The following is a 23,195-nucleotide window of genomic DNA, read 5'->3' as shown; positions in this document are numbered from 1 at the left end:
ATCTTCGTGCTCTTTTCGTTAACTTATTGAGATTTCTTCTCGTAAAATTAATTAATTTTATACAATAAAAATACAAGGGCCTATTTTTATTAGATATCATGCAACTAATTTTATGAAAAGAGCTACATGTAGCTGTTCTCGCATTAATCTTTGTTTATCGAAAACAGCCACCTTTACGGAATTAGTTATCTTCGTGCTCTTTTCGTTAGCTTATTGAGTTGTCTTCTCGTAAAATTAATTAATTTTATACAATAAAAATACAAGTTCCTATTTTTATTAGATATCATGCAACTAATTTTATGAAAAGAGCTACATGGATTATTATGGACAGAAATGTTTATTTTAGTATTTTTCTTACATTTGTCTTATCCTAATACGAAAAAATTCAAAAAAACTCCTCACTTAGTAAGAAGTTTTGAAGTAAAGCACATATCTATTTTTAGTCATTCATTGCTAGTTGATTACTTACTAAACTATGGAATTTGTCCAAGGTAACAATATTACACGTTTCACTTTCACCAAAAGCAGTTAATTCATTACCTTTAATATTAATGTATAAATTACTCCCTCCAAGTCCATATACTTCACCCTCATCTATAAAATGGTTATAAACAATCGTTTGTTCAAGAAAGCATGAGGAACTTATGGCAAAAGGATATACATAAGCATCACGGTGGATAATCGTTCGTTTCCAAGGTCCATTCTTATACCAAATTAACTTACAGGCTGACACTTCATCAGGATAACCATACTTGTCAATCATCTTTTGAGCACCCTCACGAATCTTATCCTGCCATGTATTCATTATTTGCCCAACATATAGTTGAAAGTTAGTATTCATTGACACACCTCCAAATTAGATTACTATCCAATATATGAAAGAAAACTGTGTTAAGATCAAAATTGTTTAGACACGTAAACAAATAAAAACCTTAACTCATTGGGTAACAGTACGGTTTTGGGATACAAAATTACAAATAGAAAATACAATAGAATTAGCAACCCAATCAACCAGTATAATCACATTATTTTGGCAGAGAAAAAAGTTCAGAAACTTTCAAGCGCTGAGCTTTTCCTTTTATTGTCTTATTCAATTAAAGGACCTTTTTAAGTGAAATATTTCACAAACTACCTCAATTCGATAAAAAAAGAAGATGCCTTGTAAGCGACATCTGGGTCATATATTCCTCCTATGGAAATATACAAAGTGTTAACCCAGTAAAAATCACTCCTTTTAAAAACATACCCATTTGTCGATCCATACCTTGAGTTTCTAAAAGGTATTGTCCGACATTACCCGATCCAAAGAGAAATAATGAGGCGAGTACAAAGTACAAAAGCAAACGACTAATACTGAATTTCAATAAATTCAATTGAATCCTCCCTTTTTATTAATGAAGGATTGTTATAAGCTATGTATCAACCAAGTTCATTACAGTTTTCTTATGTGAATTATAATCAACCTTACTATGGACATCTAATTTTGGGAATGATTCACTAAACTTTATTCTATTATATGGCCCGATTGTTGACCCCGCGGGTAGGATTTCGTCAGATGAACTGCTTACGGTAAAGTCTCACTCCTTATCGCCGAGCTTATAACCACTATCAATCTTTCTAAATCAAATACTACTCTACTAAGAGAGAGTCCTTCAAGACGTTACTCAATCATTTGACTCTTCGATATAATCCTTCAGTTCCAAAGGAAGGGCCCCTACCTTTTTATTCTTTTGATTGAATGTCCTTTTAATAAGTTCAATTTCTAACTCATCATTTACAGCTTCTAAAAATTTAATTCTAGCTTCTGCCTTTTTCAATTTCTCTTCTGCTGATAAACCTTTAGAAGATGGTCGATCAATATTACCTTTACCCCGATGTTCAGACTCACGCCAACGTTTCAGGCACCTGTGCGGTTGTTTTTGCCTATTACATCAAGATTAAATCCCATCTCAATGAAGATCTGAGAGGGGCTTTTTTCCTGATTGTACTCTTGAACATCCTTGACTTTAAAAGCTGAATCGTAGGAAATAGAGCGTTCAGATACATGCGTTACATTAGTATTCTTCTCAAGTTCTATCATTTGATATTCTGTATACATAATCTTACTCATATAGATTCTCCGTTCAAAATTAATTATTCTCAATATAAACGGGTGTTCTTCTAAGAAAATTAAAAACCCGAATATGTGTCACTTTTTTATAAGTGTCCAATATTCGGGTTATAGTTCAGATGATTGGAAGATCCTTTTTTATTACCTTATAACTTACCTATTATGTTAGCTAAAAATACACATTACGTACATTATAAAATTCTCCCCTTAAATTTTACTTTATGCAAATTAGGCGATCCCCCAATCATTAGTACTTTATCCCACATTTTATAAATAAAAGGAGTGATTTATTATGAAACCTACTATATATGAGTGGAGTAAACCAAAGTGTTCTGACTGTCATTTGAGCCCTTGTTGTTGTCATACGAGAGGACCCCAAGGTCCGAGAGGTTTTCAAGGTCCTCCAGGAGTAGGAATTCCAGGTCCGCAAGGTTCAGTAGGACCACCTGGGGCAGCGGGAGCACCAGGACCTCAAGGTATTCAAGGTGAACCTGGGGTAGCAGGACCTCCAGGAGCTCAAGGTATCCAAGGTCCTGCAGGTGCTGATGGTACACCAGGTGTTCAAGGCCCAGCAGGCGAAGCGGGTCCACAAGGAGTACAAGGTGAGACAGGACCTCCAGGAGCTCAAGGTATCCAAGGTCCTGCAGGTGCTGATGGTACACCAGGTGCTCAAGGTCCTGCAGGCGAAGCGGGTCCACAAGGAGTACAAGGTGAGGCAGGACCTCCAGGAGCTCAAGGTATCCAAGGCCCAGAAGGTGCTGATGGTACACCAGGTGCTCAAGGTCCTTCAGGCGAAGCGGGTCCACAAGGAATACAAGGTGAGGCAGGACCTCCAGGAGCTCAAGGTATCCAAGGCCCAGAAGGTGCTGATGGTACACCAGGTGCTCAAGGTCCTGCAGGCGAAGCGGGTCCACAAGGAGTACAAGGTGAGGCAGGACCTCCAGGAGCTCAAGGTATCCAAGGCCCAGAAGGTGCTGATGGTACACCAGGTGCTCAAGGTCCTTCAGGCGAAGCGGGTCCACAAGGAATACAAGGTGAGGCAGGACCTCCAGGAGCTCAAGGTATCCAAGGCCCAGAAGGTGCTGATGGTACACCAGGTGCTCAAGGTCCTGCAGGCGAAGCGGGTCCACAAGGAGTACAAGGTGAGGCAGGACCTCCAGGAGCTCAAGGTATTCAAGGTCCAATAGGTCCGCAAGGTGTTGCTGGAGAACCAGGACCACCAGGTCCAGCTGGAGGAATATCAGCATTTGCAGATTTTTACGCTTTAATGCCGCCTGATAATCCAGTTCCCGTTGCACCAGGTTCGGATGTCGATTTTCCCAATGATGGACCAAATGTTGGGGCACAAATTTCCCGTACTAGTGCGGATACGTTTAACTTATCTGCTATCGGTGTGTATCAAGTTTTATTCCAAGTCGGTGTGGATGAAGCGGGTCAATTAGTTTTAACTCTCAATTCGGGAGCAGGAGCGGCTGAACTAGCTTATACCGTGGTCGGACGCGCAACAGGTACGTCTCAGATTGTAGGAATGGCTCTTGTTCAAACATCCGTTGTCAATTCAATCCTCACGGTACGAAATCCTGCTAGTGAACCCACAGCACTAACCATTACACCCCTTGCAGGTGGAACAGAACCTGTTTCTGCACACCTTGTGATCACAAGGTTAGCTTAACAAGAATAGAAAAAGTAGCATAAGCAGGACTGTCGTGATGATAGACTTTACAGTTGATTTAAGAAAATATATTGTATTTAAGAGATATAAACTATCTAATCTACAGCTGAAAATAACTTTTTAATGGGTATTGTTCCTAACGTAAAATTTTCATCTAACTGTTTAGTTAATGATTGTCGTAAAGTTAGTCCAATGCCATTAACTCAAACAGATTTAGCTGAAATTTTAAGGAAAGAAAAAGCAAAAAGTAAATCCTATTATCAAAGGTTTAATTGAAAAAGTTATTTTATTCCTCAAACAGCAATATTCCGGCAGTCCATTGTTTTTTCAACGACATATAACTCGCCCCATAAAATAATAAAAAGCATTTGGATCTTTCCAAATGCTTTGCTCCACATTACACCAATTATACTTACCAAAAAACTCCTTTAATATATATCACTACATTCATATTAGCGCAACTAACAGTTTTTCGCACTTAACTATTCTGCCACATTCGTTTAATTACAGTTATTCAAATTCCTTATTATTAATGAAACATAAATATCCATTTTCACTTAGGTTTTATAGGTGAACTCAGCACAGTAGTTGGAGAGCGTTTTAGCAACCGCATTATACTATTGACAAGAGTTTATGTCATCTTGTTAAAACAAGTGCTAATTAAGGTGTTATTCTGCTCTTATTTCATGTATGAGCGTTGTTAAATCAAAAAAAGAAGCAGACCAATTTATATGCAATTGAACTGCTAAAATGTTTTTTATCTTTTGTACTCATAAACCGAACCCGTTATCATTGTAGCTTAAGGTTTTTACTAAAGTATTTTCCTAATCAATATTACTTACTACGGACGTTCCTTGTCTGAGGAACCTCCCCATGCTTCAACATTTTTTAAACCTTTAATATTCGAAACATGGAAAACTGGATCTTTCCCAGCAGCTCTTTGTTTTTGGTAATCCTTTAGGGCTGAGAAAGCAATACTCCCTAATAACAAAATAGCAATTAAGTTAATGATTGCCATTAATCCCATTAATAGATCTGCTAAATTCCAAACAAAGCTTAATGATGCTAGCGACCCAAATGCAACCATTCCAACAACTGCCACACGATAGATATTTACCCATAGTTTATTTCCGTTAATAAACTCAATATTTGTTTCTCCATAATAATAATTACCGACCACAGAGCTGAAACAAAACAGTAAAACAATAATTGAAAGGAAAATTCCCGCCCATGATCCTAACGAAGAATCTAATGCATTTTGTGTCAGAACGATCCCGTTCGATTCTGTGGATGTATAAAGACCTGACAATAAGATGATAAATGCAGTTGAACTACAAATCAAAAGCGTATCAACAAATACACCTAGAGATTGAATTAGTCCTTGTTTTACCGGATGGCTAACGTCTGCTGCAGCTGCAGCATTTGGAGCACTCCCCATACCAGCCTCATTTGAAAACAAGCCCCGTTTAATTCCATTCATCATCGCTGCACCAAGTGCACCACCAGCTACCTCTTTTAACCCAAAGGCGCTTTCAAAAATTAATACAAAGACACCTGGTAGCTCAGTAATATTCATAACCATGATAATCAATGCCAACAATATATAGGCAGTTGCCATAATTGGTACAATAACTTCCGCAACCTTGGCAACTCTTTTGATCCCACCAAAAATGATGATAGCAGTAATGATAGACAATACAACGGCAACCATGACCTTATTTATGCCAAAGGATTCGCTAAGCGCACTTGTAATCGTGTTTGCCTGAACTGAATTAAACGCTAATCCAAACGTAAGCGAGATTAAAACAGCGAACGTTACACCCATCCAACGGGCATTTAATGCCTTTTCCATGTAGTAAGCAGGACCGCCTCGGAAGTTGTCACCATCCTTAACCTTGAATATTTGTGCTAACGTACTCTCTACAAAAGCGGATGCCGAACCTATAAGGGCAATGAGCCACATCCAAAATACAGCTCCGGGTCCACCAGTTGTAATCGCTATCGCAACACCTGCAAGATTTCCCGTTCCAACCCGTGAGGCCGTACTAATACAAAATGCTTGAAACGAGGATACACCTTTCTTATCGGCACGAGCACCTTCACCTAATAGTTTTACCATTTCACCAATCATTCTAAATTGAACAAACTTAGTCCGAAAGGTAAAATATAATCCGATTCCAATTAGCATAATAATTAACACATAAGACCATAATATTGTATTTGTTCCATTTAATATCGCTTCTAATCCCTTCAATCACAACACCTCTTTTGATTATATTTTTCCTACACGTATCGTAAAGTACAGTCTTTTACTATATTAGCATATTAATTAATTCGTTGTAACCTCTATTCTGTTCCCTAACCTTCAGAATAGTAAACCCTTTCACACGTTTTAAACCTAATAGAACTAGAAAGACAGGCGCTGAAATGTTCAACTCCTGCCTTACAGTCTCTACTATACCTATACATATGATACTCTATAGGCACTTTATGAGCGATTTTGCAGTATTTTTACCATTTTCTATGCAATCTGGAATACCTACACCGTAATATGAACAACCTGCAACCATAATTCCTGGATAGGTTGTTGATAGTATTTTTTCCAATGCTTCAACATCTTTAGGGTGGGTAATCTGATAATTCGGCATGTCCTCAGACCAACTTGTTACTTCACTAACAATCGGTTCTTCTGTTATTCCTAGGCTTTTTTTAATATCAGCACGGGCAATTTGAAGTAACTCATCCTGATTCATGTTTTGGATGGAGCTAAAAACTGGATGGCTGCTTTTATAAAATAGTCTAACCAATAACTTGCCTTCTGTAGATGTATGGGACCATTTTCTGCTTGTCCATGTACAAGCGTTACATGATAATTCTTGGTTATTAGCTACGATAAAGCCTGTACCTTCGTCAGGAAGCAAATGATCCGGTATATCAAAACCAACATATACACTGATCAAAGAGCTATTTTTAAATTGAGAAAACACTTTATGTAAAGACTCTTCCTTAAATAAGGTTTCGGCAGCTGTGTGAGGTATACTAAGCACAACTTGATCAGCTTCAATTGGTTTCATATTATCAAAATGAATACGATACCGATCCTGATGCTTCTCAACCCTACTAGCTTTTACATTTTTATAGATCTCTGCACCTTCAAGACTTGCTTCAAATGTCTGTATTAACGTACCCAAGCCTTCTTTAAATGAGAAGAACTTCTTTTCACCATTGCTTTGAAATTTCTCCTTATTTGCTTCAAAACCTTTTATTATACTACCGTATTTTTCTTTATAATCTAATAAATATGGTAACGTGGATGCGATCGTCAAATCGGATAATTTACCAGAATAAACACCAGAAAGAACCGGAGCAATTTGTTTTTCAACCAGCTCTTTCCCAAGAAAATATTCTAAAAACGAGCCAATTGAATCATTTTTAGTAAAAACATCATTTTCTGTATATAAATCCTGTAATGCTTTTACTTTTCCTTCTGCTGAAACGAGTGTACTCTTAGCTAACGACTCAATGCTTGCTGGAATTCCGAATACAGAATCGGCTGGTATTGGCTTGATTTCACCATCCGTGTAAATAAACGACCTGCCTGTTGCATTGTAGACTACTTCATTCTCTAATTCCAGTTCTTCGATGAAAGACATAGTATTGGCTTTACGAGCCACAATCGAATCAGCCCCTGCTTCCATTACAAATTCGCCATTCTTAACCGTGCGAATTTTTCCACCTAGTTCTTCTGAAGCGTCTGCGAGAATAAGTCTCACATCTGATTTATTCCTTTTTTTCCATTTGTTTAATTCATACATAGCAGATAATCCAGCTATTCCCCCGCCAATGACAAGTACTGTTTTCATTTATGCACACCTCAATTACGATCCAATATGGTTAGGTTCTTTTCAAAAAGTTTGTTGCTTTTATATCTATAAAAATTGACTTTAGGATTTTTATAATACTAATTTCGAGCATTTCAAGAGATATCTATCCCAAAAAACAGCGAAAAGGGCCAGAAGTTAGATTAAATCCGTGAAAGGAGAGCTGGTAACGAATAACAACAATCTGTAAGAAAGTCGCCATTTATTAAAGTGTACCACACTGTATTCTATTTAAGTCGGTGTCATTTCTTACAATTCATAGTCCAATCACAAGGAATCTAATGCCTGCTTTAAATCAGCCCAAATATCTTCCCATGCCTCAAGGCCAACTGATAGACGGAGCAATTCATTTGAAATCCCCATTTCTTTTCTAATTTCTACTGGTACAACAGCATGTGTCATTGAAGCCGGATGTTGGATAAGTGTTTCGGCATCTCCTAAGCTTACAGCAATTGGGATTAGCTTCAATTGATTGACCATTTTTTCTATCTCTTGATAGGTTCCATTGATTTCAAATGAGAGAAGACCACCGCCTCTTTTCATTTGCTTTTTCATAATGTGATAATCTGGATGATGTTGATCTCCTGGGTAATAGACCGTCTTCACTTTAGGATGTGCAGTTAATAGACGAAACAGCTTTTCAGCTGTATCACAGTGTCGATCCATTCTAACTGCTAGTGTTTTTAGACCCCGAAGCAATAACCACGCATCAAAAGGAGAGATGATTCCACCGATATCCTTTTGTGTCGTCTTCTTCAAATGAAGAATCTGGTCCTGACTTCCAACAATCATTCCTGCAATGACATCACCATGCCCACTTATATATTTCGTCGCACTATGGATGACAATATCACAGCCAAATTGAATTGGCTTTTGTAAATAAGGTGATGAAAAGGTATTATCTACGACGACCTTAATGCCCTTTTCCTTAGCGATGGAGGTAACAAGCTTTAAATCGATAATTTTCATTGTTGGATTAACTGGTGTTTCAATATAAATACACGTAGTATTTTCCTGAATATTTAAGAGGATCTCTTCATCAGTAGCTAAATCTGAGAAGGTATGACTGATCTGATACTTATCACTGAGCATTTCTAATAGTCCAAAGGTACATCCGTACAAGCCTTTTGAACATAAGATATGATCATTAGCCTTTGTTAATCCAATTAAAACAGCTGAGACAGCGGCCATGCCAGAACCAAATGCAAGTGCTGCTTCACCATCCTCTAAAGCTGCGAATCGTTCCTCCAAAACAGTAACAGTAGGGTTTGCAAGTCTTGAATAAATATAACCATCTTCTCTACCTGCGAATCGATTTGCCCCTTGCGCTAATGTTGAAAAGGTAAATGTAGATGTATGGTACATTGGAGTTGTTAAGCTATCTAAATGTTTTTTTGAATTATACCCTGTATGAATGGCCTTCGTTTCAAATTGGTAATTGCTCGGTTCCTTCATAAGAATCTCCCTCGCCTTGTTGAAATGATGTTAATAACGAATTCGACGTTTTAATATCATATTTCCTATCTCTATAATTCGTCACTTGATTTTCTCGGTTTTCTTAATGAGGACTTCCCTGATATTGAAAAAGCATCTGCTCATCGCAGATGCCTTTTCTTACTATCTATTTTATCGATTAGTTTGAATCAGTATGAATAATAGCTTCTGCTATGTTAACCGCATGATCTCCAATTCTCTCCAAATTGCTTATGATGTCAACATAAACAATTCCCGCATCTCCTGAACATTTTCGATCATTTAATCGCATGATATGTTTCTTTCTTAAAACTCTTTCCATCTTATCTATTTCTTCTTCACTAGTTAGAACAGTTTTCGCTAATTCTTCGTCATTTTCAAAAAAGGCAGTATAAGCTGTTTCTAAAGTTGCCATCGTTAACTCGTACATTTCAGACAATTCCGCTGATCCGTTAGTTGATAATTGAACATTTTTATTAACTTTATAATCAACAAGTTCAACAATGTTTTCCATATGGTCGCCAATTCTTTCAATATCTCGAATGGCATCCGCTATATTTGAGAACTCATTTCGTTCATTAATTGATAATGATTTAGCGGAAATCGCTAGTAGATATTCAGTGATTTTTTTATCTAAATTATTTATTCCTGATTCATACTGTAGGGCATTTTCTCCATGCTTTTTATCGCTTGTATTTAAATACTGAAACGCTTCGCTCAGACCAGTTGTCGAAAAACCGCTCATTCTCTTCATTTCCTCTTTCGCTTGTCCAAGAGCAATTGATGGTGAGTGTTCAATTAACGTTGGATTTAAATGCTGTGGTTTTGTATCGATAATTTCATCATCACCTGGAATTAACTTTGTTACTAACCAAGCTAAAGCAAAGATAAATGGAAATTGAATGACTGTATTAGATACATTGAATGTTCCATGTGCGAATGCTATCGTCATTTCTGGATTTAGATTTAATATATTTTGTAAATAAGTAATCAATTTTGTAAATGGTACTAATATAATTAAAAAGATAATTGTTCCAATTAGATTAAATAATACATGGACAAATGCTGCTCTTCTTGCTGATATTGATGCGCCTAACGATGCGATGATCGCAGTTATTGTCGTACCGATATTATCACCAAATAACACAGGTAAAGCTGCATCTAGAACAAGCGCATCTTGTGAAAACAACTCCTGTAATATACCGATCGTCGCACTTGAGCTTTGTACAATTACCGTTAGTATCGTACCAACGACAACACCTAAAATTGGATTATCACTCATGCTCAACATTAAATCCTGGAACGATTCTAAGGATCTTAAGGGCTTCATCCCACCACTCATCAATTCTAACCCGTAGAAAAGTGAACCAAATCCAAAAACAACCTGTCCTAATGAAGTAAACTTCACGTTTTTAAAGAAAAATAGTAATATTGCACCAAGTGCTATGATAGGTAAAGCATATGCACCAATATCGATACCAATAATAAAGGCTGTTACTGTCGTTCCTATATTAGCTCCCATTATGACCCCAATAGCTTGTCTTAATGTCATGAAGCCTGCACTAACTAATCCAACTGTTAAAGCAGTTGTACCAGAACTAGATTGGATGAGAACTGTTACAATTACACCAGCTAAAACCCCCATAAAAGGGTTTGTTGTAAATCGATCTAATATATCTCTTAGGCGGTCACCTGCAGCTGACTGTAGGCCATCCCCCATATACTTTATTCCGAATAGAAAGATCCCTAATCCTCCTATAAATTGAAAGAGCATCTCTTGATAATCAAATTCCAAAGTTGAATTCACTCCCCATTTTCATATTAATATATTGAGAAATACTAAGATATAGTATCAATTTAGGCAGTGTATTTACAAACATTTTAAAGAATTTTTACATTAACTTAACATTTCCTTTACGTAAATTTTACAATTCTACTCTTCCATTTTTATTCACATTATGATTAAGAGGCTTGACTCCTAAATCAAACCCCTATTAGATAGATTCCGATAGCATCTGTCCAGATTATTCCACTTCAACTGGATTCGCCCCCTTTGGTATCGATGCAGTGACTAAAGTTCGGTCAGAAATAATCCTCCACTGATCATTTTCCCTATAAATTACGTAAATATTTTCAGTTAACTTTGCTCCGACTTTTGTTTCTATTGATGCTAATGCTACTGTTTCAGATATCAATTTAAATTGATTTACATGGTAACGAATAGAACCTAATTCTTTTTTATTTACTAGTCTTTCATTAAATTGACCATCTTTGCTTAGATCTTTACTAAACTTATCCAGCTCTACTTTATCTCCCGAGCCAACGCTATTAAAATAACCATCGAGTACATTGGTAAATTTAGGGTCCAACTCAGTTATATTCTCAGTTACTAACCCCTTCTTATAACCCCTTACAATCTTCCACTTTCCATCTAATTTGATCACTGGTGAGATTTGTAAGACTGATCTTTCAGAGTAGTCTAATTTTGTAGAAACCAATCCTAGCTCATTAGATACAACAACTATATCTGTTACTTCTGCCTTTTGTAGAGGTTGTTCCTCACATGTTCTTTGATAATAATGACTAAGATCTTCAATGTTCTGAACTTGGAGCGAATAGTGAATCATCTCATCTATTTTGCAGTTTTTTTGTGCATGGAGAAATTTTACGGCTGCGTTTAATGCATTATTTCTCGTACTAATCGTTACGGAATCTTTTGTTGCCACAACAACATTTCGATTATTCTGAACAGATAAGATGATCACAAAGGCAAAAAGAGTTAAAAATAATTTTTTGTACATACTACCAACCTTTCAAGCTTTTTCTGGATTATCTTTTACTATCTGTTGGATAATATGTATAAATACAAGATTTACTTAGGTGTTTGTCAAAAATATGACACTCTTTTCTTATTTTGAAAAAAAATGACTGTTTAGGATTGCTCTTTGCCGTTATGTTTTTTATGCTTGTGGAAGAAAGAATAATGAGGAGAGATTAATTTGAGCAATGATAGATATGAGCCCAAACAACGTAACTATAATCCTTTAATTTGGTTGCTATCAATAGTCATTGTAGGTGTCATCGTGGCAACTTATTTTTTACCGAAGAGTTCAGATGGGACTATACTTGGAATTGAATTAACGGTGCTACCGATGTTAAATGCCATTTTCAACACATTCACTTTTCTATTTCTATTAGCTGCCTTGTACATGATTAAACAAAAAGACATTAAATCACATCGTCGGTTTATTATTGCAGCGTTTATCACGACATTTCTGTTCTGCATTTCTTATTTAACCTACCATTCAATGGCTGAGTCTACAAGCTATGGTGGTGAAGGATTTTTAATGATTCTTTACTATTTCATCCTAATAACTCATATCATTCTGGCAGCTGCTATCGTCCCACTTGCACTCATCACACTTGGTAGGGGTTTGAATATGGAAGTCGCAAAGCATCGCAAAATTGCACGGTGGACGATGCCAATTTGGCTATATGTAAGCTTTACTGGTGTTGTCGTTTATCTGATGATTTCACCTTTTTATTAAGCTCTATTCTAAAAGTTTGTTGCTCATTTACTAATAAAAATTTTAGATGTAATTTGAAGCTATCCCGAGATAGCATATCAGAGTAATTTAGCGAAAAGTGTACGCAGATATACCTAAAAACGTGTACATTAGTCCTTTATACGGAAAACAACAAATTTTGACTTAATGTTAAAAACAGACCAGAAAATAGAGATCTAAGTCTCATATTCCTGGTCTATTCTTCATTTATAGAACCATTTAAATACACCCAATGTATGCAGATATACAATAATAATTGTCCATGGAATGATCCATTTCATTAAAAATTCCCAAGTTGTATAGATTACTGGCGAATAAGAGTTTGCTAATGTAAACTCCTGTTTAACCAGTTCCTTATTCATTTTAATTGATATAAATAGGGCTATTAATAAATTCCCAAGTGGTAACATAATATTACTTACCAAATAATCGGTTGCATCAAAAATTGTTTTCCCGAAGATAAGAAAATCACCTAGTAACCCCATTGATAAGGCAGCTGGAATACCAGCAATAAAAATAGCTCCACCTGAAATCCAAGATACCCTTTTCCTAGAGCGTTTTCCGCTTTCTGTAAATGCTGAGACGATTATTTCTAATAAGCTGAAAGAAGATGTTAATGTTGCAAATAAGAATAATAGTAAAAATAAGCTTAAGAATAATTCTCCAAATGGGATCTGAGAGAATACAGTAGGTAGAATAATAAATAGCAAGCCAGGACCTTCTGTCGGTTCGACCCCTAATGAAAAGACGGCCGGAAATATTGCCAGTCCTGCAAGTAAAGAAACAATGATATTCATGATCACAACAGAAGATGCAGATGCTGGAATACTCACATCTTTTCCTAAATATGAGCTATACGTCACCATACATGAAAAACCTACCGCTAATGCAAAGAATGATTGTCCTAACGCATACAAGATCGCTTCACCTGTTATGCTAGAAAAATCAGGCTTAAGGAAAAATTGAACACCCTCCATTGCGCCATCTAATGTTAGCGACCTGACAACTAGCGCGATAAAGAAAAGGAATAATAACGGCATCATGTACTTACTAGCCTTTTCAATCCCATTTTTTATACCAAATGTAATAACTCCAATATTAATAAGCATATAACAAGCTAAACCTATGATTGTAATACTTGGTGCACTTGTTATCTTTCCAAATAATTCTGGGTAATTTGCTCCTTCATGAATCACTTGACCTGTGATGGAAAGAAAGCTATAGATTAAAACCCATCCACCAACTACTGCATAAAAAGATAGCAATAAAAAGCAGCCAATTACTCCAAGTATCCCTACGTTTGCCCATCTAGTGTTTGGTGCCAACTTTTTATAAGCTGATATTGCCTCCTGCTTTGCCCCACGTCCGATAATAAACTCCGATATCAGCATCGGTAGTCCGATCAAAACGGTAAAGGCAATAAAAAGCAAGAAGAAAGCTGCTCCTCCATTCATCCCTGCAACATACGGAAACTTCCAAATCGCTCCAAGACCAATAGCGGCCCCTGCTGAGGAAAGAATAAAACCGATTTTGGATGACCATTGCTCTCGTTTGTCCTCCATAAGAAACCCCTCTAATCCAAATAAATTTCCTTACTCTTTATCTACTTAATTGACGTTTATCTATCTTTTTAAATGATCAACCGATAAATAACAAACTTTTCATAAGGATTTTGTTCATATAATCCATGAAGGATCACTTCCTCTTTCAACTCAAAAGAGGTGCTGTTTTCAAGATAATAGATATATTCTTCGGATCCATAATATAAAATTAGGTCTATATCACGATTAGATTTTTCTACTGAAAGTAATATTTTGTTTATCACATTCATAAAAATCTCTACAGAAAATGGATTAAAAAAATAAAAGATGTTATCTAATGGATTAATTTGATAGTCTTCCGCTAAACAACAAAGGAATTGAATTTGATCTTTGCTATTTCCTGTTGTTTTTATGAAATGTTCTCGATTTTCAATTGCCTCATCATAAAATTCCTGATTCATTTCTACCCCAATAACTGTTGCATCATAAAGATAATTAATAAAGAAATTTAATCTCCCTTTACCACATCCAAAATCAACAATACGGTCAGTGCTCTTCAATTGGTATTGATCGAATAGGTCTTCTAATGCACTATATGGTGTTGGCTCATAACGATGATAATGATAAGACTTGTTAAAACCCTGCTGATCTCCTCCTGTTTTGACGTTCATTCGTTTATCAAAATAGTGTTCAATCATTGATTCACTCCTAACAATATTCAATAATAGGATAATTGCATTTGTTCTATATCGATGCAATAACTTCAATTCTGGCTTCTGTTCTTGAGGGTTGGATTCCACCACTACAGTAAAAAGACACAGACGCGTAGGTTAAGCATCCTAGACCCTGAATACCGCTTAGACTTTAAGATTAACCTTCCATTTCGGTTGTTTTTCACGGAACTTTTTTGTTCGCGTTATAAGATCTTATTATTCACTCTTTCCATCTTACATTACTATTTGTTCTTTTCAACTTTTACATTGCTGTATTTTTTTATAAACCCTAATAAATAAAGGGTTGGAAAAATTGGAAAAGTTGGTCTGTTCGTAAAGTTTTTGCATAAATTCCTGTATATTTTGACAACTATTTCTTCCTTTATTTAATGAAGTCTACTTTTGTCTTTATTAAGCTTTTCGGATTTTCGATTCAGCTAATTCGAGGATTATCTGTAAGGGCAAAAAAAAAAATGAGCTAAATGCTCATTCTTTTAATTTATTTATGCCTTTTGATATTAGATGGCTGTTTTCACAAAGATTGTTGTTTTTCTTAATAAGTAAATCTTTACGAATTCAGCCTAGATTCGTGCTATTTTCGTTAAATTACTTGATATCCAGTTAAGATCGCTTCAATTTAGAGCATAAAAATCCAAATGTCGATTTTTATTAGTACTAGAACAACAAACTTTTAGAAAATAGCCTATCAGATAAATTCAACAATATCCTTCAAAGGAATCCGCGTTGTTTGGTGCGCCGGGGCTGCTGCTTTCCCTAATGCGATTAACACGATCGGCATGTATCGGTCTGATATGTTAAATTTTTCGTTGAATTTCACTTTATCAAAACCACCCATCGTTACTGTGTCATAACCTTTCGCCTTAGCTAAAAGCATTAATTGCATAGACATTAATCCAGCATCAAAGGAAGCAATATTTTTTCTTATTTCCTCAGGGGCATGCGGATAAGTACTGTTTGCACTTTTTATTAAATGATTCATACTTTCTTCACTCATAAACCCAGCTTCATAGTTGGATTTATAAACCTTTTCAATATTGTTGTGCATCTCTTTATCACCTAATATAGCAATAACAGCAGAAGACGTCTCAACTTGTTCTTGACCATAAGCAATACTACGTAATTCCTTTTTCGTTTCCTGGTCATCAACGACGATAAAACGCCATGGTTGGAGATTACTTGAAGATGGAGCTAAAATAGCTTCATTAAGGATCTCTTCAATTTCTTCCCTTTTGATCTTTACAGTAGAATCATATTTTCTAACAGAGTGACGTTCTCTAATGATTGTAGATAAATCTTGCTCAGTTACGATCGACATATTTATTTCCTCCTATAATCAAACAACTTACTAATAGTAAGTATAAGCTTACTATTAGTAAGTTAATACGTCAAGTGGGAAGTATTTATGGTATAGTGTATATTAAATTTGAAGGGTTTTTTGATCTACTAAATTTATCTTTATCAGTATTAACTGATCAATTTCTATATAAAACGGTTGTTTAATAGGAGGGGTTTTTTATGAATGAAACGAACGGATCAAACGTTAGTCATCAGTTGGAAAATTGTCAGGAAGCATGTAATGACTTTCATGGGACGATAGAATTTATCGGAAAGCGTTGGATGGGAGTCGTAATCTACAGTTTATTAAAGGGTCCCAAACGCTATCACGAAATTCTAGCTGACATCCCCGGTATCTCTGATCGGCTATTAACTGAGCGTTTACGCGATTTGGAAACTGAAGGATTAGTAGTAAAGAATGTTACAACGATTTCTCATAAAAAAGTAGAATATAAATTAACATCTGCTGGTGAAGAACTTGAGGGTGTTATTGGAGCTATTATGGAATGGGTAAAAGCTAAAAAATAGAAAGTACAGAGCTTGGTCAGGTCCTTACCGCCTGGCCTTTTTGCTATTCACTCCTAAAAAGCGACGTTCATTCATTTCATATTACTTATCAACTTGCAACTATAATTATTCTAAAGTCCTAATACAAGCAAAAAACCTTTACGAACGGTTAACTTGTACGTATAAATTTAATTTAAAAATAAAAAAGGATAGTCTATTCAAAATATATACGTAACAATATAGTATAATAGACTAAATTATCCTGCTTTGATCACGTTAGATTAGAAACAAAGGCTATCACAACAGAGAAAAGTAAGCGCTTCAATACGTTTTTGTTCAAAATAGGGGATTTATTAAAAGGGTTATTGGAGGTATACGGATGCAACCAAAATATCAAATGATAAAAGATGAAATTAAGTCCTGGCTTATTAATTACAAGTACAATCCTCACGATAAATTACCAACAGAGACGAAATTAGTCGAGAAATATCAGGTAAGCAGACACACAATAAGAAGGGCCATTGGGGATTTAGAGGCGGAAAACTATTTGTATCGAATACAGGGCGGCGGTATTTATGTAGCAGATTGGAAAGAAAAACAAATGACAAAGAAACCAACTAAAACGGTTGGTATACTTACGACTCATATCGCCGATTATATTTTTCCAAATATCATTGTCGGCCTTGAAAATGTACTATCTGAGAACTCATACTCCTTTATTTTAGCAAGCACACATAATGAGATTTCAAAAGAACGAAAAAGTCTTGAAAATTTATTAAGCCAGCCCATTGAAGGCCTTATTGTCGAACCTACAAAGAGTGCCTATCCTAGTCAAAACATTGGATTTTATAAAAATTTAGAAAAACTAAAAATACCATATATCATGATTAACTCTACCTACCAGGATATCGATGCACCCGTTCTTTCAATGGATGATTATGCAGGCGGTAACATGGCTGCAGAATACTTATTATCCATTGGACACGAGAGTATCTTAGGAATATTTAAAGCAGATGATCAACAAGGTGTTAACAGGATGAAAGGCTTTATTGCTGCCTATCAAGAGCGCCCTTCATTAACAATACCAGGCCAATTCATAACCTATCAGACGAACGAGGAGAAAAAGGAATTACCCGAACGTATAGAAGCTATTTTATTGAAACAAGACAGACCAACAGCCATCATTTGCTACAATGACCAAATTGGATTGTTGGTAAATTCGTTAGCTAAAAAGGCTGGGCTTCGTATACCCGATGATTTATCGATAGTGGGATTTGATGATTCATTACTCTCTCATATGTTTGATGTCAAGTTAACAACGATCAAACATCCGAAGGAACAGATGGGTGTAGATGCTGCGAATATGATTCTTCAGTTAATAGAATCTCCAAATAAGCAAGTTCAATCGATACGATATAAACCAGATTTAATTATTAGAGAATCAACCAAACCATTTAATTGAATGTTAAAAATAAATTTGGTACGTACCTATTTTTATTGTTGACATTTGTACGTACGAATATTATTATTCTTTTAGTAAACGTTTTCTAACTTAGTCTAACTTAAATATTGGAGGAAAGATTTATGACTTCTACTAATTATGAGTTCAATAATCCAGTGGTAATCCAAAGGGCAGATCCTTGGATTCACAAACACACAGATGGATACTATTATTTTGTTGCATCTGTACCTGCCTATAATCGAATTGAAATTCGACGTGCTAAAACAATCCAGGGCCTTAGTTTTGCTCCACCAAGAACTGTTTGGTTTAAACATGAAACTGGAGAGATGAGTAAATTAATTTGGGCACCAGAGTTACATTTTATCCAAGGCAAATGGTATATCTACTTTGCAGCAACCGACACAGAGGAAATAATTGATGGGTTATTTACCCACCGTATGTACGTTATCGAAAATGATTCAGAAAATCCGATGGATCAAAATTGGGTTGAAAAAGGGCAAGTAAAAACACATTTGGATTCGTTTTCATTAGATGCGACAACCTTTGAACATCAAAACGAATTGTATTATGTATGGGCTCAAAAAGATCCTGAAATTCGCGGAAACTCTAATTTATACATTGCAAAAATGGAAAATCCATGGACGCTTAAAGGGGAACCTGTTCTTCTAACTAAACCAGAATTTGATTGGGAGACAGTCGGTTTTTGGGTAAATGAAGGACCTGCTATCTTGAAAAAGAATGGTAGAATTTTTCTAACATACTCTGCAAGCGCTACCGATGAGAATTATTGCATGGGAATGCTTACCGCTAAAGAAGATGCTGATTTACTAGAAAGTTCATCTTGGATCAAATCACCAACGCCGGTATTTAAGAGTGATATGGAAACGAATCAATTTGGGCCTGGACATAACTCCTTTACAGTTAGTGAAGATGGTAAAGAGGATATCTTAATCTATCATTGTCGTGATTACACAGAAATCGTTGGAGACCCACTTTATGATCCTAACCGTCATACAAAAGCACAGGTCATTCATTGGAATGAAGATGGAACGCCAAACTTTGGAAAACCTGTTCCTTATTCTAATCTATAAAAACAATAAATCTTGAAGGCTCTTTTCTGCTAGTTTGTCGTATTCAATTGCATGATCTGTGTGTAAAGGGCTATAAATACAGCAAACTATCAGAAAGTTGCCTTTTATATGAATAAATAATCATAAGGAGTGGAAGCAAAATGAGCATCCAGTCAACAAAGAAAAACTTTTGGAATTTTGGGGGCTTATTCTTCTTTTACTTTTTCATATGGGCTACCGTTTTAACATTTTTACCGATTTGGCTAGAAGAAGAGGCAGGATTAACTGCGACACAATCTGGATTTGTCTTCTCTGCTATGTCCCTAGTCGCCCTTTGTTATCAACCATTTTTCGGAATTATTTCTGATAAATTAGTATATAAGAAGAATTTATTTGCAAGTGTAGTAGTAGCAGCTATGTTTATGGGACCATTTTTTAGTTTTGTCTTTATTCCCTTGTTAGACTTTAATGTTTACCTTGGTGCATTACTTGGAAGTATATACCTTAGTTATGTATTCTTTGGTGGTGTCGGCGTAGTTGAGTCCTATATTGAGAGAGCGAGCAGAGCAAATAGTTTTGAATATGGTCGTGCTCGACTATTTGGTTCAATTGCCGGTGCAACAGCGACATTTGTTGGCGGAATCCTTTTTGTTATGAATCCAGGCAGTATTTTTTGGCTTGCTTCAGGATCAGCCATTATTCTCGGACTCTTACTTCTTACAGCAAAAGTGAACCTTCAAAGTGCTGGAGAGGTCACGCAAGAAAATACCGAGCCATTAACAAAAGAAACGATTCTATCCATTTTCAAGATTAAAAACTTTTGGATGCTCGGAATCTTCATTATAGGTACAGCATGTATTTATGATGTTTTCGATCAACAATTTCCAAACTATTACAAGGGCTTTTTTGACACAGCCGCTGAAGGAACGAATGTCTTTAGTAAACTTGTTTCAATCCAAATTGGTTTAGAAGCAATTATTATGATCTTCATGCCCGTTTTGATTAACAAGATTGGAGCAAAAAATGGATTACTATTATTCGGTCTCCTTACATTCGTCCGGATATTTGGAAGTGCAGTTGCGGTTGGACCAATTTCCTTATCTATTGTCCGTTTAATTGCAGCTGTTGAAATGCCATTGTTACTTATTTCGATCTTTAAATACATTACAGGTGTGTTTGACGTTCGATTATCTGCAACTATATACTTATTAGCTTTTAACTTTGCTAAACAGCTTTCGATTATGATTTTTTCAAGTGTTGCAGGGGGTATGTACACAGCAATTGGTTATCAACAAACCTATTATATTCTAAGTGCAATTGTCTTAGTAGTTACGATTATTTCGGTCTTCACACTTCAAAATGATAAGCTTACAAAATTAAAAATACCTACTCATCAGAAAATAGAGAAGGCTATTTAAGTGTTGTTCTATAAAACAAAGGATACTGTTTATGACAGTATTCTTTGTTTGAATATTTGACATCAATTTACTTTCAATGCAAGTATTGTTTGCATTTATTAATAACTTCTCTAGGCAATATGTTGTTTCTTTCCTTCTAAATTGCTAATTGTTCTCCAAAGAGTATATATAGAATACATGACCATTAGGATGCCAGGTATAATCATAAATAAAAGACTTCCGTTTGGCGACTGAGAAAAGCGAATGAAATATCCAACATATGGTATCGTTAATCCTTTGTACACCGCTACTACATGTTCAGCTGAAACAGGTTCTGAGTCCGCTGCATCGTTATTATCTCCTTTCGTCGTGTATTGAACAGATCCGTTTGTTGATGTTACTGCTGATATCCGATGGGTAACTAACCTATTTTCGTCCTGAAATGTAATAACATCACCCTCTTTAAGGGCAATTCTCTCCTCTTGATCAATAGATTTCACCGTAATAATAGATCCTGTTTGAATTTTAGGCTCCATCGATCCAGAGAGCACTGTCTTGAATTGATAGCCAAATAAGCTTGGTTCACTATCAGTAATTTTTGTTGAAATGACGATTCCAGCTATACTAACTAATAAAATTATGAATAAACCCGTTAAAAATTGATTCGTCCATTTAAGGAGTTTTCTCACTTTTTTCACCTTCATTTTCACTTGTCATAGTATTGAGATCATCAACTTTGGTAGGAGCTTCAATCTCCTTATTTTCCCCAGTATCACTAGTTTCGATTGGTTCAATTTTTGCTTGTTTTTGCTCATCACTATCCCATGTACCTATATAAATGTTTCCAAAAGTATGTTGATTATCGGTGTAATAAGCATTTGTATTCTCAACTAAATAACCCGCTAAATTGATGATTAAATAGACAATTAGAATACCTTTAAAAACTAAAATAGAAGGATAATTTCTAGGTTGAGATTCTTTTTTTTCCACTTCCATCAAGAATGCTCTCCTTTCTAAATAGTCTTAGTAATAGAATCTATCAATCTTTCATCATCTATTTAAGATCAGGATCTCCATCTCTTTGAACTGCTTCTAAGTCCCATTTAAGTTTTAATTCATCTGTTTGGAAATGAGTTTGATCTTCTCCGTTATCAATAAATTTAAATTGGACTGCGAACTTTTCTACTGTGCTTCCAGTTGGAAATCCCTTAATAATCTGAAGAGGATGATCCTTTAACTCAGATAATTTCATTTTAGAGATGAGCCTTTGTCTACCATTTACGTTATATAAATATTCCACCAGTATGTGCTCACCTAAGTCATCACCGTTATTACCCTCTCCGTTATCAACTACTTCATAAGAGGAATGTAAAATGACTTCTTTCATATCGACAGTTCCGTTATTATTCAGTTCAAAGTTACCGTTCATTGTGTCCCCAGGTACTATATTTCCAATTTTAATAATTGACTCTTTATTCATTTCAAGATCGAGTAAACCTGTCGTAAACGAGTTACTATTGGTTTCAGTATCATTAAAGTAAGCTACCGTTCCTTCGGTAATTAGACTTAAACCTAACGCCGCTATTGCTACACTTGTCAAAATTGTTGCTTTAAAACCCATGATCATTACTACCCCCTCTTAGCTTTAATTCTTTATATAAAGATGTTATGAAGAATGATATATGATTTCTGGTGCGAGGAAATCCTGCCCTTACATGTTTAGCATACTGAACAACAGAGCACGACTAAAGATAACTACGAATAGTCGTGCTTTTTAACGAAGCAATAATCTCCCCAAAAAAATCTACCTTTATCTACCTTCAAATGACCAATTTAACGACAATTTATCACCTTGGAATTGATTTTGGTCTTCTTCATTTTCTACAAATTCAAATTCAACATACATCGTGTCCATCGTACCTGCAGGTAATCCACTAATTTCATTTTCGAATCCAATTACGTTCTTTTCGACAACATCCGGGGTCATATTTTGTAAATCATATAAAGTAGTTGTAAAAATAACATCGTTCGGTCCATGTTCTTCAGACTTGTCGCTATTTTCGAGAAAATTAACTCTGATATGCTTTCCAAAGTCATCTGTATTATCACCAGCTGCATCCTCTACTTCATAGCTTGAAGAGAGAAGAACTTCAGAGATATCAAGAGAGCCATTATTCGCCAAATCAAAAGCGCGGATCATCCAATTACCTGGACTTAGATCTTCAACATCAATAATGATTTCAGGGTCTACAGAAAGATCTAACGTACCTGCGGCAAAGGTACTACTAGCTTCTGCCGTATCACTAAAATAGGCGTACGTTCCTCCACCTACTAATCCTAGTCCTAAAACAGCAGTTGCTACGCTCATACTTACCTTTTTCTTTATACTCATTTTTGTTTCCCTCCTAGTAATTGGTTAATAAATTCACATATTATAATTAAATCCT

At 35.7% G+C, this 23,195-nt stretch carries 23 protein-coding genes; 6 read left to right on the top strand and 17 right to left on the bottom strand.

Features of this window, described 5'->3' with window-relative positions:
• Nucleotides 1-439: 439 nt before the first annotated feature.
• The 4 genes from AC6CHR_RS14995 to AC6CHR_RS14980 form a co-directional block, all read right to left on the bottom strand.
• Nucleotides 440-841: a hypothetical protein gene (locus tag AC6CHR_RS14995; RefSeq protein WP_498249804.1), complete on the bottom strand. Its 402-nt coding sequence runs from the start codon at nt 839-841 to the stop codon at nt 440-442.
• A gap of 349 nt (nt 842-1,190) precedes the next feature.
• A complete protein-coding gene (locus AC6CHR_RS14990; protein WP_498249803.1) occupies nt 1,191-1,373 on the bottom strand; it encodes a hypothetical protein in 183 nt (60 codons plus the stop codon).
• Between the two features lie 291 nt (nt 1,374-1,664).
• A complete protein-coding gene (locus tag AC6CHR_RS14985) occupies nt 1,665-1,817 on the bottom strand; it encodes a hypothetical protein (RefSeq protein ID WP_498249802.1) in 153 nt (50 codons plus the stop codon).
• Between the two features lie 80 nt (nt 1,818-1,897).
• Nucleotides 1,898-2,110 carry an HTH domain-containing protein gene (locus AC6CHR_RS14980; RefSeq protein ID WP_498249801.1) on the bottom strand — a complete coding sequence of 71 codons (213 nt, stop codon included), beginning with the start codon at nt 2,108-2,110 and terminating at the stop codon, nt 1,898-1,900.
• A 292-nt stretch (nt 2,111-2,402) separates the two neighbouring features.
• On the opposite strand from AC6CHR_RS14980, the gene AC6CHR_RS14975 reads away from it, so the two are divergent.
• Complete coding sequence (locus AC6CHR_RS14975) at nt 2,403-3,782, top strand: collagen-like domain-containing protein (RefSeq protein WP_498249800.1); 1,380 nt, start codon at nt 2,403-2,405, stop codon at nt 3,780-3,782.
• Between the two features lie 293 nt (nt 3,783-4,075).
• On the opposite strand, the gene AC6CHR_RS14970 is transcribed toward AC6CHR_RS14975, so the two are convergent.
• The 6 genes from AC6CHR_RS14970 to AC6CHR_RS14945 form a co-directional block, all read right to left on the bottom strand.
• Nucleotides 4,076-4,201 (bottom strand): hypothetical protein, encoded by a 126-nt coding sequence (locus tag AC6CHR_RS14970; RefSeq protein ID WP_498249799.1) that lies wholly within the window; start codon nt 4,199-4,201, stop codon nt 4,076-4,078.
• Between the two features lie 422 nt (nt 4,202-4,623).
• Nucleotides 4,624-6,036 (bottom strand): alanine/glycine:cation symporter family protein, encoded by a 1,413-nt coding sequence (locus tag AC6CHR_RS14965; RefSeq protein WP_498249798.1) that lies wholly within the window; start codon nt 6,034-6,036, stop codon nt 4,624-4,626.
• Nucleotides 6,037-6,259: 223 nt separating this feature from the next.
• A complete protein-coding gene (locus AC6CHR_RS14960; RefSeq protein WP_498249797.1) occupies nt 6,260-7,645 on the bottom strand; it encodes a protoporphyrinogen oxidase in 1,386 nt (461 codons plus the stop codon).
• Nucleotides 7,646-7,930: 285 nt separating this feature from the next.
• Nucleotides 7,931-9,118: a methionine gamma-lyase gene (gene megL, locus AC6CHR_RS14955; RefSeq protein ID WP_498249796.1), complete on the bottom strand. Its 1,188-nt coding sequence runs from the start codon at nt 9,116-9,118 to the stop codon at nt 7,931-7,933.
• Between the two features lie 178 nt (nt 9,119-9,296).
• Nucleotides 9,297-10,931 (bottom strand): Na/Pi cotransporter family protein, encoded by a 1,635-nt coding sequence (locus AC6CHR_RS14950; protein ID WP_498249795.1) that lies wholly within the window; start codon nt 10,929-10,931, stop codon nt 9,297-9,299.
• 229 nt (nt 10,932-11,160) lie between these two features.
• The gene (locus AC6CHR_RS14945; protein ID WP_498249794.1) at nt 11,161-11,937 is read right to left on the bottom strand and encodes a hypothetical protein; all 777 of its coding nucleotides are present in this window, start codon (nt 11,935-11,937) and stop codon (nt 11,161-11,163) included.
• A 198-nt stretch (nt 11,938-12,135) separates the two neighbouring features.
• On the opposite strand from AC6CHR_RS14945, the gene AC6CHR_RS14940 reads away from it, so the two are divergent.
• Complete coding sequence (locus AC6CHR_RS14940; RefSeq protein WP_498249793.1) at nt 12,136-12,684, top strand: DUF420 domain-containing protein; 549 nt, start codon at nt 12,136-12,138, stop codon at nt 12,682-12,684.
• 221 nt (nt 12,685-12,905) lie between these two features.
• Here AC6CHR_RS14940 and AC6CHR_RS14935 read toward each other — a convergent pair whose 3' ends face one another.
• The 3 genes from AC6CHR_RS14935 to AC6CHR_RS14925 all read right to left on the bottom strand — a co-directional run bounded on the left by AC6CHR_RS14935 (nt 12,906) and on the right by AC6CHR_RS14925 (nt 16,292).
• Nucleotides 12,906-14,264: a sodium-dependent transporter gene (locus tag AC6CHR_RS14935; protein WP_498249792.1), complete on the bottom strand. Its 1,359-nt coding sequence runs from the start codon at nt 14,262-14,264 to the stop codon at nt 12,906-12,908.
• A 68-nt stretch (nt 14,265-14,332) separates the two neighbouring features.
• On the bottom strand, nt 14,333-14,941 hold the full coding sequence (locus tag AC6CHR_RS14930; RefSeq protein ID WP_498249791.1) for an SAM-dependent methyltransferase: 609 nt from the start codon (nt 14,939-14,941) through the stop codon (nt 14,333-14,335).
• Nucleotides 14,942-15,662: 721 nt separating this feature from the next.
• Nucleotides 15,663-16,292, bottom strand: coding sequence for a nitroreductase family protein (locus tag AC6CHR_RS14925; protein WP_498249790.1), 630 nt, complete (start codon nt 16,290-16,292; stop codon nt 15,663-15,665).
• A 200-nt stretch (nt 16,293-16,492) separates the two neighbouring features.
• On the opposite strand from AC6CHR_RS14925, the gene AC6CHR_RS14920 reads away from it, so the two are divergent.
• The 4 genes from AC6CHR_RS14920 to AC6CHR_RS14905 all read left to right on the top strand — a co-directional run bounded on the left by AC6CHR_RS14920 (nt 16,493) and on the right by AC6CHR_RS14905 (nt 20,769).
• Entirely contained in the window at nt 16,493-16,840 is a 348-nt protein-coding gene (locus AC6CHR_RS14920; RefSeq protein WP_498249789.1) for a winged helix-turn-helix transcriptional regulator, read from the top strand.
• A 358-nt stretch (nt 16,841-17,198) separates the two neighbouring features.
• The gene (locus AC6CHR_RS14915) at nt 17,199-18,281 is read left to right on the top strand and encodes a GntR family transcriptional regulator (protein WP_498249788.1); all 1,083 of its coding nucleotides are present in this window, start codon (nt 17,199-17,201) and stop codon (nt 18,279-18,281) included.
• A gap of 122 nt (nt 18,282-18,403) precedes the next feature.
• Nucleotides 18,404-19,372: a glycoside hydrolase family 43 protein gene (locus tag AC6CHR_RS14910; RefSeq protein ID WP_498249786.1), complete on the top strand. Its 969-nt coding sequence runs from the start codon at nt 18,404-18,406 to the stop codon at nt 19,370-19,372.
• A 140-nt stretch (nt 19,373-19,512) separates the two neighbouring features.
• Complete coding sequence (locus tag AC6CHR_RS14905) at nt 19,513-20,769, top strand: oligosaccharide MFS transporter (RefSeq protein ID WP_498249785.1); 1,257 nt, start codon at nt 19,513-19,515, stop codon at nt 20,767-20,769.
• Nucleotides 20,770-20,879: 110 nt separating this feature from the next.
• Here AC6CHR_RS14905 and sipW read toward each other — a convergent pair whose 3' ends face one another.
• The 4 genes from sipW to AC6CHR_RS14885 form a co-directional block, all read right to left on the bottom strand.
• The gene (gene sipW, locus AC6CHR_RS14900) at nt 20,880-21,437 is read right to left on the bottom strand and encodes a signal peptidase I SipW (RefSeq protein WP_498249784.1); all 558 of its coding nucleotides are present in this window, start codon (nt 21,435-21,437) and stop codon (nt 20,880-20,882) included.
• Nucleotides 21,421-21,744 carry a hypothetical protein gene (locus tag AC6CHR_RS14895; protein ID WP_498249783.1) on the bottom strand — a complete coding sequence of 108 codons (324 nt, stop codon included), beginning with the start codon at nt 21,742-21,744 and terminating at the stop codon, nt 21,421-21,423. Before AC6CHR_RS14895 ends, sipW begins: the two co-directional genes overlap by 17 nt.
• A gap of 58 nt (nt 21,745-21,802) precedes the next feature.
• Nucleotides 21,803-22,375: a TasA family protein gene (locus tag AC6CHR_RS14890; protein ID WP_498249782.1), complete on the bottom strand. Its 573-nt coding sequence runs from the start codon at nt 22,373-22,375 to the stop codon at nt 21,803-21,805.
• 183 nt (nt 22,376-22,558) lie between these two features.
• The gene (locus AC6CHR_RS14885; RefSeq protein WP_498249781.1) at nt 22,559-23,140 is read right to left on the bottom strand and encodes a TasA family protein; all 582 of its coding nucleotides are present in this window, start codon (nt 23,138-23,140) and stop codon (nt 22,559-22,561) included.
• Between the last annotated feature and the right edge of the window lie 55 nt (nt 23,141-23,195).

Source organism: Metabacillus sp. GQ13, assembly GCF_059758525.1.
The sequence above is the reverse complement of the archived record's forward strand: the minus strand, read 5'-3'. Positions and strand labels throughout refer to the sequence as shown.